General features: G+C 53.7%; 7 protein-coding genes. All 7 read left to right on the top strand.

Features of this window, described 5'->3' with window-relative positions:
- The first annotated feature begins 60 nt into the window (after nt 1–60).
- Nucleotides 61–2,382 carry an arylsulfatase gene (locus CLV60_RS15885; protein WP_106596357.1) on the top strand — a complete coding sequence of 774 codons (2,322 nt, stop codon included), beginning with the start codon at nt 61–63 and terminating at the stop codon, nt 2,380–2,382.
- 17 nt (nt 2,383–2,399) lie between these two features.
- Nucleotides 2,400–3,773 (top strand): sulfatase family protein, encoded by a 1,374-nt coding sequence (locus tag CLV60_RS15880; RefSeq protein WP_106596356.1) that lies wholly within the window; start codon nt 2,400–2,402, stop codon nt 3,771–3,773.
- Between the two features lie 57 nt (nt 3,774–3,830).
- On the top strand, nt 3,831–4,511 hold the full coding sequence (locus CLV60_RS15875) for a hypothetical protein (RefSeq protein ID WP_106596355.1): 681 nt from the start codon (nt 3,831–3,833) through the stop codon (nt 4,509–4,511).
- Nucleotides 4,512–4,831: 320 nt separating this feature from the next.
- Complete coding sequence (locus CLV60_RS15870; RefSeq protein ID WP_106596354.1) at nt 4,832–7,861, top strand: SusC/RagA family TonB-linked outer membrane protein; 3,030 nt, start codon at nt 4,832–4,834, stop codon at nt 7,859–7,861.
- 167 nt (nt 7,862–8,028) lie between these two features.
- Complete coding sequence (locus CLV60_RS15865; protein WP_106596353.1) at nt 8,029–9,456, top strand: RagB/SusD family nutrient uptake outer membrane protein; 1,428 nt, start codon at nt 8,029–8,031, stop codon at nt 9,454–9,456.
- A gap of 20 nt (nt 9,457–9,476) precedes the next feature.
- Nucleotides 9,477–10,955 (top strand): sulfatase, encoded by a 1,479-nt coding sequence (locus tag CLV60_RS15860; protein WP_106596352.1) that lies wholly within the window; start codon nt 9,477–9,479, stop codon nt 10,953–10,955.
- Nucleotides 10,956–10,978: 23 nt separating this feature from the next.
- Nucleotides 10,979–13,318: an arylsulfatase gene (locus tag CLV60_RS15855; protein WP_106596351.1), complete on the top strand. Its 2,340-nt coding sequence runs from the start codon at nt 10,979–10,981 to the stop codon at nt 13,316–13,318.
- Nucleotides 13,319–13,335 lie beyond the last annotated feature (17 nt).

Raw genomic sequence — 13,335 nt, 5'->3', positions numbered from 1 at the left:
GCCCGCGGGCGCTGCATAAGCGGTGCCCGCTTTTTCTGCTCTATTTATTCCAAAACCTTGATGAAAAAACGACTACTATCCGCCCTGACCAGGCAGCGGCTGGGCCTCTTTGTGCTCAGCACTGCCGTTTTCGGCCATGCATCGGCCCAACACGATCCCGTCCAGCCGTTTAAGGGGAAGATCGGCAAGACGATTGAAGAGACCGAACAATGGTGGCAGGAGCAGCCCAAAGCGCCCAAAGGCGCCCCGAACGTGGTATGGATCCTGCTCGACGACGTGGGCTTCGGCGCAACCTCCGCATTCGGCGGACTGGTCGATACCCCCAATTTTGAAAAGCTGGCCCAAGGCGGCCTGCGCTACACCAATTTCCACACGACCGGCATTTGCAGCCCCACGCGCGCATCCCTGCTCACGGGCAGGAACCCGCATGCGGTAGCGATGGGGCATCATGCGGAATTGGGCATCGGGGCGCCGGGGTATAATGGCAATATCCCGTTTGAAGCGGGGACTGTGGCCGAGATTTTCAAGGAAAATGGCTACAACACCTTTGCATTGGGTAAGTGGCATGGAAACCAGCCGCGCGACCTGACGATCGCCGGGCCGTACAATCGTTACCCGACAGGTCGCGGCTTCGAGCATTTCTACGGCTTCCTCGGCGGCGCCACGGATCAATGGCACCCACAGCTGGTGGAGGAAACGTCGCCGATCGACATCGAGCCTAACACCAGGCATTTGAACCAGTTGCTGTCTGACAAGGCTATTTCTTACATCGCCAACCAGAAATCGGCCGATCCCGAAAAGCCATTCTTTCTATACCTGGCCACCGGTGCCGCGCACGCGCCGCATCACGTGGCACGCGAGTGGAGCGATCAATACAAAGGCAAGTTCGACGGCGGCTGGGATGAGTACCGCGAAAAAGTATTCCAGCGACAGCTCGCCGGAGGGCTGGCACCCAAAGGCACGCAGCTGCCTCCGCGGCAAACGGGTATTAAACCATGGAACTCCCTTTCCGCCGACGAAAAGAAGATTTACGCGCGTTTTATGGAAGTTTATGCGGGATTCCTTTCCTACACCGACTACGAGGTGGGCAGGGTAGTGGATTATCTGAAACAGATCGGTCAGTTGGATAACACGCTGATTTTCCTCGTGGTAGGGGATAATGGCGGCAGCAAGGAGGGGACTTACACCGGCACAGCAGGCACGGCCGAGAAGTCGGCGGGGGACGATATCAAGTTCCTGTTATCGCAATATGACAAATTGGGCACCGAGTACAGCTATCCCAATTATCCGTTGGGCTGGTCGCAGGCTACCAATACGCCATTCCGGTACTGGAAAAGTGATGTGAATGCCGAAGGCGCGTCGCATACCACGCTCATCGTGCATTACCCGAAAGGCATTACCGATAAGGGCGGTCTTCGTGCGCAATACACGCATGTGACGGACATTCTGCCGACGACCATTGAGCTCACCGGTGTGAAGGTCCCGGCTGAAATCAATGGATACAAACAATGGCCGTTTCATGGTACATCGCTCGCTTATTCGCTGAATGACGCGCAGGCCGCCACGCGGCACACCCAGCAATATTACGAGCTCCACGGCGGGCGGGCTATTTACAAGGATGGCTGGAAAGCAAGCGTTTATCACCCGCGGAATACATTCGGCGAGCAGACAACCGATATCAATTTCATTGCGGATTTCAAGCGTGACAAATGGGAGCTTTACAATATCAATGAAGATTGGAACGAGATCAACGACCTCGCCGCCAAACATCCCGAAAAACTGGAAGCATTAAAAAAGCTGTTTGACGAAGAAGCGGAGAAATACCAGGTGTACCCGCTCAAAAATTTCCGGGCCGGACTTACGCCGCCGCCCATTCGTCCGAAAACCGTGATTTACGAAGGTACGACCATTAAAACACGCGTTTACATTGGAAAGGGGCCGGTGGATATCACCGCGGAAATCGAGGTTGGCAAGCATGCGGAAGGTGTCATTTTCGCCAACGGAGGCTTGCTGGGCGGAAGCAGTCTTTATATCAAGCAAAACAAACTCCATTACCTGCTCAATGACGGCCTGAAACAGGTTGTGCTGACATCCTCCAAGCCCCTGAAAGAGGGCAAAAACACGGTTCGCCTTGAATTTGGTGCCGCTCAAAAATTGACTTTGCTCGTGAATGGCGAAAAGGCGGCAGAGCAGGCGGGTGTCGGTACCAAATACCTCGCTTCGGCTTCCTCCGACGGGTTCAGCGTCGGGAAGGACCTGAATTCTCCGGTTACCAAAGATTACCCGGGTACTTTTGCCTTCAACGGGAAAGTAAAGCTGCTGGTGATCGACCAGCACGAGGAGAATCAGGAGAAAGTAGGTTTATTACAAAAGGAAAAGTAACATTTAAATATCCTTCCATGAGAAGACTATTAATAGGTGCCGGGCTGCTCCTGGCGGCGCTTACGACCCAGGCCCAGCGTAAGCCGAACATTGTCGTTATCCTCGCCGATGACCTCGGGTATGGCGATATCGGCACGTTCGGCGCGAAGGACATCCGCACACCCAATATCGACGGCCTCGCTGAGAAGGGCATCAAGCTGACATCCTTCTATTCGTCCTCGCCTGTGTGCAGTCCTACACGTGCGGCGCTCATTACGGGCAGGTACCCGCGCAGGCTGGGGATCGATCACGTGTTTTTTCCTGAAAGTTTCACCGGTATTCCTTCCGAGGAGGTGACCATCGCCGAAGCATTGAAAGGCAATGGCTACCGTACTGCGATTTTCGGAAAGTGGCACCTGGGGCATCACAGGCAATTCTTGCCCTTGCAGAATGGTTTCGACGAATATTATGGCATCCCGTACAGCAACGACATGATGGGCGTGGCTTACCTGCGCGGAAACGAGGTGGATAGCATTAAGGTAAACCAGAAATACATTACCCATACCTACACCAAAGAGGCAGTGCGCTTCATCGATCAGAATAAGGACAAGCCGTTTTTCCTCTACATTACCCACAATATGCCCCACGTGCCGATTTACGCCTCACCGAAATTTGAGGGTAAATCCAAAAGAGGCTTGTATGGCGATGTGATTGAGGAGCTGGATTGGAGCGTGGGAGAGGTGGTGAAGGCATTGAAAAAGAATGGTCTGGAAGAAAACACGCTGGTGGTATTCACGAGCGACAATGGTCCCTGGCTGATCTTCGATGTCGAAGGCGGTTCGGCGGGGCCATTACGGCAGGGGAAGGGGACGACATTCGAGGGCGGGCAGCGTGTGCCTGCTGTGGCTTACTGGCCGGGGAAGATCAAGCCGGGCACGGTTTATGACGATCTGGCCTCGCAGCTTGATCTTTATCCTACGATTATCAGCCTGACAGGCAGCCAGAAAACGCAAACCAAAAAGCCGCTCGACGGCGAGGACATCAGTCCGGTGCTGTTTGGTACGGGAAAGCGGAAAGGCGATGAATTTGCCTACTATTCCAATGGCATTATAGAAGCCTATCGGAAGGGCGACTGGAAGATCCGGCTGCCGCAGAAGGATGTGAAAGCAGGTAATGCGGTGATCGTTCCCGCCGCGGATACATTGTTGTTTAATCTCAAAACCGACATCGGCGAGCAGCATAACCTTTTGAAATCCAATCCGGCTAAGGCGAAAGAGCTGCTGGCGTCACTGGAAACCTACAAAAATAAGATCGGTGAAACCCCGCCGCCGCTTGTGCAGCGGATGCCTTCGGACGACAGCCACATTAAGAAAAGAGCTGAGCGGGCCGCTGGAAAAAATACCGGCAAATAAGTAGTTTTGGAATGGTTACGTATTTGTTAACCATTCCAATTTTACTTTAAAACAGCCATGAAAAAAATCACAACCACCGCCCTTGGGCTTTCATTTGCCCTGTTTGATCTGCTCACTTCCGCCCAGGCGCAGGAAATCGCGCTCAAACCTGCATTGCTTACACCGTTTCAGGTGAGCGTCGCTGCTACCGATTATAAGGGGAAATCCGCCGTCGCCTTGGAAATGCCCAAAATGGCGGTGAACGAAAAGACCGTGGCCGTGTTGAAAGACATTGATTTTCATAACGGGACCATCGAAGCCACCATTTCGGGCCAGCCTCAGGCGAATGCAGGCGAAGGGGCGCGCGGGTTTGTCGGGATCGCGTTCAGGGTAGCTGCGGATACTTCCAAAATGGAGCTTTTCTACATCCGCCCGACGAATGGCCGTGCCAACGACCAGGTGCGCCGCAACCACTCCACGCAATACGTCTCCATGCCGGGATTCCCCTGGGAAAAGCTGCGCAAGGAAACGCCGGAAAAGTACGAGGCGTATGCCGACATGGTTCCTGCCGAATGGACCAAAGTTAAGATTGAAGTGAAAGACGAAACAGCCAAATTTTATGTCAATGGCGCTTCCCAGCCTGCATTGATCGTCAACGACCTCAAACAAGGCAAAGACCTGCGCGGAGGCGTGGGCTTGTGGATCGGGCCGGGTTCGCTTGGTCACTTTACCGATCTGAAAGTAACCAAATTGGATTAATTGTTTCCTACTGAAAATAGCCAGCTTAAAATATCCCGATAATGCAGGCCTTTACTTGCATTATTGGGATGAGTAAGTTTACTTTGCCCACCGAATTTATAGAGTAAGTATTTTATTGAAACTCTGTCGACCGGAAATAACCACCATTTCCAGACGGTACATCTACAAATGCCTGTAATGCTTTGAACACAGGGGTAGGGTTTCGCGTATCCGCTGAATTGCGTATACGAGTTAACGTTATTTTTTCGGCGCCGGGACCCGCTATGGGGAGCTCCGCGGCGCAGTTTTGAGTGTTTACTAAACCCGCTTAACATTAATCAATGAGAAAGTACCTTTACGTGGTCCTGTTCCTGACAGGCTTTTTGAGCTATTCCTACGCCCAGGAAACGGTTACCGGTGTGGTGAAGGATGCCTCCGGGCAAACAATCCCCGGAGCGACGGTCGTCCTCAAAGGCACCGCGCGTTATGCCGCTACCGATCTCGACGGCAAGTTTTCCATCCCCGCACCCGACGATTTTCCCTTTACGCTGCAAGTGAACCTGACCGGGTATCAACAACAGGAAATCGATATTTATGAACTGACCGGCGAACCCGCCGAGGTTGTCCTGAAAACCGCCAACGTGCTCGATGAAGTGGTCGTGATTGGTTATGGCACGCAGAAAAAGGGCGACATTACCGGTTCGGTGGCTTCGGTACCGCAGCTGGCATTGAAGCAGCCGATCAGTTCTTTCGACCGCGCATTGCAGGGCGCGGCGGCGGGCGTGCAGGTAACACAAACGTCGGGGCAGCCGGGCGCGGCCGTGAGCATACGCATACGAGGAGGCAACTCCATTACGGGCGGTAATGAGCCCTTGTACGTGATCGACGGATTCCCGGTGTATAACAGCAATGCCGACGCCAATGCGGGCGTGACCGCCGGACCGAGCATCAATGCGCTGTCCAGTCTGAATCCTAGTGATATTGAGTCTATTGAAGTGCTGAAAGACGCCTCCGCCACAGCGATTTATGGCTCGCGCGGCGCTAACGGGGTAGTGATTATTACAACTAAAAAAGGAAAAGCCGGGCAAAACACGCTGACTTATGACGCCTATTACGGTACTCAAAAAGTCCTGAAAAAAGTGGATGTGCTCACCAGCGCCAGGGATTGGGCGTTGCTCAAAAACGATGCACGTGCCAACTCGGGAAAGGCGCCCTATTACACCCAGGCACAGATCGACGCATTGGGCGAGGGCACCGACTGGCAAAGCGAAGCATTCCGTTCGGCACCAATCCAGAACCACCAGCTCTCGCTGACCGGCGGAGACGACCGCACGCGCTACTCGATTTCCGGGAATTATTTCAAACAAAACGGCGTATTGCGCAATACCGATTTTGAGCGCTATTCGGGCAGGATCAACCTCGACCGAGATTTTTCTTCCAAATTCAAGGTAGGTGTAAACCTCACGGCTAGTAAAATCACCGCGCAGGTAGCCAATAACGGTGTGGTAAATGCATTACTCGCCATGCCGCCGACGGTGAATGTGTATGATGCCAACGGCAAATACACCTATCAAAGTGAATTCGAGACCCCGCTGGGTAACCCGATTGCAACTTTGGAAAAAGAGGTGAACCAAACCAAGACCTATCGCGTGCTCGGCAATGTGTATGGTGAGTATACTTTCGTGGAAGGTCTGGTGGGGAAAGTGTCGTTCGGCGCGGATGTGATCAACAACAAGCAGAACCGCTATGTGCCGTCGGATATTTACCAGGGGGCAAACTCCAACCCGACCGGCAAGGCCTCCGTGGGTACCAAGTTTTCGTCGACCTGGCTGAACGAGAACACATTGAGTTATTCCAAAACTTTTAACCAGAAGCATTCACTCAACGTTGTAGTCGGGTACACGCAGCAGGCATTTGAAACCGAAAGTGCCATTGCTGCGTCCGAGGCATTTGTGACCGACCAGTTGGAATACAACGACCTCGGCAGCGGCTCGGTGTACAGCCAGCCTTCGTCCGGCTCCTCGGCATGGGCATTGAACTCCTGGCTGGGCCGTATCAACTACTCGATCGACCAGAAATACATTTTCACCGTAAGTGGCCGTGCCGATGGCTCTTCCCGCTTTGGTAAGGATAAGAAATGGGGCTATTTCCCTTCTGCCGCTTTTGCGTGGAATATTTCAAGAGAGGATTTCCTTTCGGACTATAAAACCATCAGCAACCTGAAACTCCGCCTGAGCGCCGGGGTGACCGGTAACCAGGAGATCGGACAGTATCTTTCGCTGGCGACTTTGAATTCCAATACCTATTTCTTCGGCGGACAGACCTACATTGGTTTTGCGCCTAACCGCATTGCCAATCCCGATCTTGGCTGGGAAACTACCGCGCAATACGATGCCGGGATCGATCTTTCGCTGTACAAAAACCGCATTAATTTTGTGTTTGATGCCTATTACAAAAAGACGACAAACCTGCTGTTGAACGTTCCGATCCCTTACACGACCGGGCAGGCGACCGCATTGCAGAACTACGGTTCAGTGGAAAACAAGGGGATTGAGCTGGGCATCAATACCGAGAATTTTACCGGCGCATTTACCTGGAATACCAACTTTGTGTTTTCCGTGAACCGCAACAAGGTGCTGACGCTCGGTGATGGTGCCAACTACATCATTTCCGGCGCCAATATTGCCAAGGTAGGTCAGCCGCTCGGTTCATTTTATGGGTATCAAACCAATGGCCTGTTTCAGACCGGCGACGATATCGCCAACCTGCCGACCATTAACCCGGCGACTACCAAACCCGGCGACCGCCGCTATGTCGACATTAATGGCGACGGCAAGATCACGCAAGCCGACGACCGGACGCTCATCGGCAATGCGCAGCCGAAGTTTCAGGGAGGGATTACCAACACCTTGTCCTATCTCAACTTCGACCTCAGCTTTTTCTTCCAGGGCACCTATGGCAACAAGCTTTTCAACCAGAACAAGCAGCAGCTCGAACTCCTGACCGGCCAGCAGAATGCTTCTGTAACCGCATTGGACCGCTGGACGCCGACCAACCCGACGAACGTAATCCAGCGGGCATTCGAAGATCCGGCGGCCGTGAATACGAGCCGGTACGTGGAGGACGCCTCGTTCCTGCGCTTGAAAAACGTGACGCTGGGCTACAACCTGCCCAAGGCCATCGCGGCTAAAATCCATGCGAGCCAGATCAAGGTGTACGTATCGGCCGCTAACCTGCTTACCTGGACCAAATACACCGGTTTCGACCCCGAAGTGAGCCGCAACGAGCAGAGTACCCTCACGCAGGGCATCGATTACAGCGTGTATCCCGGCAGCAAGTCGTTTCTCGGCGGTCTCAGTATTTCATTCTAATCGGTCGGGTGTGGCCAGGAATAATCAGGTATTGTCAAGATCAGGAATAGTCAGGAATAATCATTGAAATACAATACTTGACAACAAATGACAGTGCCTGACCACCCTTGACTACCTCAGACAATACTTGACCACATCTGACAATACCTGACAACATCTGACCATATATGAAAAAGATACTATTACTAATAATGGGCATTTTCAGCTTCACGGCCTGCACGGACCTGAACGAGGATCCCGCCTCCCTCATTACTACCGAACAATTTTACAAGACCGAAAGCGACGCACTCGCCGCGGTGACCGCCGTGTACAATGCCGCATTGAACAACGGCGGGCTTACGATGTACAACCGGCTGTTTCACCTCGCATTCGAAATCATGTCCGACGACGCCATCGCGGGCCTGCGCGTAACGAATGCCGACGTGCGCACGATTTCCGTATTGGCGCATTCGACGACCAATGACCGTGTGGATGAACTGTGGAAGGAGAGCTACGTGGCCATCAACCGGGCGAATATCGCCATCGCGCGCATTCCGGGCATTGAAATGGACGCCACTTTGCGCACAAGGCTCGTGAACGAAACCAAGTTTCTGCGCGGATTGCTGTATTTCAATTTGGTAAGGCTTTGGGGCGATGTTCCGCTGATTCTCGAAGAAAATGGCTCGCTGAGTAACGAAGCCATTCAGGTAGCGCGTACGCCCAAGGAGGATGTGTACAAGCAGATCATCCAGGATTTGACCGACGCGGAGGCATTGCCTAGCTCCTTTACAGGCGCCAATGCAGGGCGGGCTACCGGCGGTGCGGCTAAATCCATCCTGGCGAAAGTGTACCTGACGCGCCAGGAATGGGACAAGGCAGCGGCAAAAAGCCTTGAAGTGATCAATGGCCCGTATGGGTATGATCTGTTCGAGAATTTTGCGGATGTTTTCAATGTGGCCACCAAGAACGGGAAGGAGCATATTTTCTCGGTGCAATGTAAATCCAATGTCAACGGGCAGGGCAACCGTCTGGCTTCGTCGGCTACGCCGGTAGGGATACCCGGGGTGGCTTCGGCGGGTACGGACGAGCCGCATGCCGATGTGTACAAGTTGTTCAGTGACAAGGACAAACGCCGCGATGTGACGTTTTTTACTTCGCTTGTGAGTCCTACTACTGGAAAGGAGATCACATTCCCGCCGCGCTTTTTTAAGTATTTCGACCCGGCGCAAATCGTGAACCCGACGGAATCGGCTAAGAACATTCCCGTGATCCGGTTTGCCGAAATACTATTGATTTACGCAGAGGCATTGAACGAGGGCAGCGGCCCGACCGCCGACGCCTATGCGGCCGTGAACCGCGTTCGCAAGCGTGCGGGATTGGATGCATTGTCCGGTTTGAGCAAAGACGGGTTCCGCGAGGCGGTCTATCTCGAGCGCCGCCTGGAACTGATGTTCGAATTCCAGCGGTGGTTCGACCTCGTCCGCACCAAACGCATGATCACCGCATTGCACGCCGCCGGCAAAACCAACGCCGCCGAGAAGCATTACCTGCACCCGATCCCGCAGCGTGAAATGGATTTGAACCCGAAACTCTTGCAGAATCCGGGTTGGGAATAGGGTTTTAAATATTGGAAATAATGCAAAAGACCATTCTGAAAATCGCTGTATTGCTGGGTCTATTATCCTCGCATGCCTTCGGGCAGGCGAAGGACCAGCCCAATATCCTCTTCATCCTCGTCGACGACTGGGGCTGGACCGACCTGAGCTCGGCAGGGAGCAAATATTACGAAACCCCGAACATCGACCGACTGCGGAAAGAGGGAATGTGGTTTTCGCAGGCCTATTCCGTCGGGCCGAACTGCGCGCCCAGCCGCGCATCGCTCATGACGGGCAAGTACACGCCGCGCCACGGTATTTACACCGTGGGTAATTCGGATCGAGGCAACTCCGTGGATCGCAAACTGATCCCGATTGAGAACAATACCGTTTTGAACCCCTCATTCGTGACCATCGCCGAGGAACTGAAAAATGCCGGTTACAGCACGGGCCTGATCGGTAAATGGCAACTGGGCGGGAAAGGAAAAGGCGCCGACGCGCACGCCCAGGGTTTCGACCATGTGATCGGTGGTACGGGTGGTACCAGTGCCTATTTTTATCCTTATAATAAAGATGGAAAAACGTCGCCGCACGAAGGCATTACCAGCGGCCAGGAAGGTGAATACCTCACCGACCGGCTGACCGACGAGGCTTTGAAGTTCCTGGACAGTCATAAACAAAAGCCGTTTTTTCTGTATTTGTCGTACTTCGCCGTGCATACGCCCATTGAGGCCAAGGCGGATATTATTGCTAAATACAAATCCAAAAAAGGCGACGCATACCATCACAACCCCGTCTATGCGGCGATGATCCAGAGCGCCGACGAGGGTGTTGGCCGTGTTTTGAAACAACTCGACGCTCTAAACCTGGCTGAGAACACACTCGTCGTCTTTTTCTCCGACAATGGCGGCATGGGCGCCGTAACCGCCCAGCACCCGTTGCGCGGTTCGAAAGGAATGCTTTACGAAGGCGGTGTGCGCGTCCCGCTTATCGTGAAATGGCCAGGCAAAACGAAGCCCGGCTCACAGACCGACTCGCCCGTGATTGGTATTGATTTTTACCCGACGTTGCTGGAAGTAGCCCATATCCAAAAGCCCTTGAATGCAGATGTGGACGGACAAAGCTTCGCCCCGCTTTTGGCAGGCAAACCGGCCGCTCAGCGCGACATTTTCTGGCATTTTCCGGCTTATCTGGAAGCCTACAAAGGCGATCAGCGCAACAGGGACGCATTCCGCACACGGCCCGCGAGTACCATTCGTTCCGGGGATTTCAAATTGCATCAGTTTTATGAAGACGGGCGCGTGGAGCTGTATAATATCCACGCGGATATTGGAGAAACGAAAGATCTGGCCAAATCCAATCCTTCGAAAACCAAAGAGCTGAAAGACAAGCTCGAAGCCTGGAAGCAAAAGACCAACGCGCCGGTTCCCACTCAATTGAATCCGGAATATGCGCCCGGCAGCCGCGCTTCAAGCGGTGCATCGGCCGCAGGCACCAAAGGCGGTGCTTCCGAGGAATAGTCATTTTTTTAATACCCCATAAAATGAAAAACTTGTTCAAAATCAGTGCGGTAATGCTGGCGGGTAGTCTGGCGGTTCAGCCGGTAATGGCGCAGCATAGCCCCCAGCAGCCCTGGAATGGCAAGGCCGGCAAGACATTGCAGGAATCGACGCCGTTTCCTATTCAATACAACAAAAAGGCGGCGAAAGGCGCACCCAATGTGGTGTGGATACTTATCGACGACGCGGGTTTCGGTGCCACGACCGCATTCGGCGGGTTGGTGGAAACGCCGAATATCGAGAAGCTGGCGAACAACGGTTTGCGGTTTACCAACTTCCACACCACGGCCATTTGCTCGCCCACGCGTGCGGCCCTGCTCACAGGGAGGAACCACCATTCGGCGCACGTGGGTTTGCTGACGCCCGCTGCCGTTGATTTCCCGGGGTATGACACCTACATTCCTTTCGAGAAAGGTACCGCCGCCGAGGTGTTGCGGGAAAATGGTTATGCCACATTTGCATTGGGCAAATGGCACCTTACGCCCGTGACCGAAAACTCGCAGGCCGGGCCGTTCAACCGCTGGCCCACCGGTCGCGGCTTCGACCATTATTACGGCTTCCTGCCCGGCGCCACCGACCAGTGGCATCCCGAGCTTTGGGAAGATGTGACCAAGCTCGATATTGAACCGAATACCAAACATTTAAATGAACTCCTGGCCGACAAGGCCATTAAATACATTGCCAACCAGAAATCCGTGGACGCCGAACGGCCGTTTTTCCTGTACCTCGCAACAGGTGCCACGCATTCACCGCACCAGGTGGCGAAGGAGTGGATCGACCAGTACAAGGGTAAGTTCGATATGGGCTGGGACAAGTACCGCGCGATCGTAATCGAAAAGCAGAAGAAACTCGGTATTATCCCGCAAAATGCCGTGCTGCCCGAACGCAACCCGGGTGTGAAGGAATGGGCGGCGCTGTCGGAGAAGGAAAAGAAGGCCTATGCGCATTTCATGGAAGTTTACGCAGCATTTTATACGTACACCGACTACGAGATCGGCCGCATTGTGAACTACCTGGACCAGATCGATCAGCTGGATAACACCGTCATTGCCGTGATTTTGGGCGACAATGGGGCCAGTAAAGGCGGTACGCAACATGGTACCATCAGCCCGCAGATCAACCGGTTGCAAGGTGAGGCGCGGATCGACGCCATTCTGAACGCCCGCGACCTGATCGGTACCGACGAGTCGAGCACGGATTACCCGATCGGCTGGGCGGCGGCGGCCAACACGCCGTTCCGCTACTGGAAAGGCGATGCCAACACCGAAGGCGGCACGCGCAACCCGATGGTGCTGTATTATCCCAAAGGCATTAAGGAAAAAGGCGGCATCCGCAATCAGTACGGGCATGTGAACGACATCCTGCCTACGACATTGGAACTGGCAAAAGCCGAGGCACCGAAACTAATCAACGGCTACAAGCAGGAGCCTTTCGAAGGCACGAGCCTTGCCTATGCCGTGGATCAGAAGAATGCTCCTTCCCGGCATACGGTGCAGTATTATGAGATCGCGGGAGCATTGTCGATTTACAAAGACGGCTGGAAGGCTTCGAAAGGGCATTCGGTGTGGGAAGGTTTCGACGCGGGCAGCAAGGCCGATCCGTCGGGTAAGTCGGTGGACTTCAGCAAAGATGTTTGGGAACTGTATAACCTCAATGAGGATTTCAATGAACGCATTAACCTGGCCGCTAAAAATCCGGAAAAGCTGAAAGAGTTACAGGCCGTATTCGATCAGGAAGCGAAGAAGTACAACGTGTACCCGCTCAAAGATTTCACCGCGCACGACATGCCTGCGGGGCGGACGGTTTATGGTAAAATGCCTGAAATCACGCTGTTCCCGGGCATCGATAACCTGGTTGGTGTGAGCAGTCCGCTGTATGACGGACGGTCGTTCACCGTGGATGCGGAGGCGGATATTGCCACGGGCAAAGAAGAAGGTGTGCTTTTTGCAGTAGGAGGTGAGAAGAGCGGTATCAGCTTGTTTGTGAAGGACGGGAAACTGCATTATGCGTATAAAACCGCCCGGGATTCGTACCATTTGGCTTCCAACGGCGCCATCCCAACCGGTCGCGTGCATTTCAAACTGGTTTATGAATTTACGGGGCTGGTGGAAGGCAGCAAGTCGGTAGGGAAAGAGACTGTTTACATCAACGACGAAAAGGTCGGCGAGCGCAGCCTCGCGCCGGCACAGGCACAGGTGCAAGGGCCGCGCCAGATCGATGGCACGGACGTTGGTCGCGATCAGAAATTCGCGGTTTCGGATCAGTACCAGTCGCCATTCGCATTCACAGGCAAGTTGAAGAAGGTCACAATCCGGTATCAATAGGTTTTTGAATTAATCCA

The sequence above is a fragment of the Dyadobacter jiangsuensis genome, assembly GCF_003014695.1.
GTDB lineage: Bacteria > Bacteroidota > Bacteroidia > Cytophagales > Spirosomataceae > Dyadobacter > Dyadobacter jiangsuensis.
The sequence above is the reverse complement of the archived record's forward strand: the minus strand, read 5'-3'. Positions and strand labels throughout refer to the sequence as shown.

Coding starts and splice junctions, on each gene's coding strand:
- CLV60_RS15885 (WP_106596357.1), top strand. CDS start 61: ATGAAAAAACGACTACTATCCGCCCTGACCAGGCAGCGGCTGGGCCTC.
- CLV60_RS15880 (WP_106596356.1), top strand. CDS start 2,400: ATGAGAAGACTATTAATAGGTGCCGGGCTGCTCCTGGCGGCGCTTACG.
- CLV60_RS15875 (WP_106596355.1), top strand. CDS start 3,831: ATGAAAAAAATCACAACCACCGCCCTTGGGCTTTCATTTGCCCTGTTT.
- CLV60_RS15870 (WP_106596354.1), top strand. CDS start 4,832: ATGAGAAAGTACCTTTACGTGGTCCTGTTCCTGACAGGCTTTTTGAGC.
- CLV60_RS15865 (WP_106596353.1), top strand. CDS start 8,029: ATGAAAAAGATACTATTACTAATAATGGGCATTTTCAGCTTCACGGCC.
- CLV60_RS15860 (WP_106596352.1), top strand. CDS start 9,477: ATGCAAAAGACCATTCTGAAAATCGCTGTATTGCTGGGTCTATTATCC.
- CLV60_RS15855 (WP_106596351.1), top strand. CDS start 10,979: ATGAAAAACTTGTTCAAAATCAGTGCGGTAATGCTGGCGGGTAGTCTG.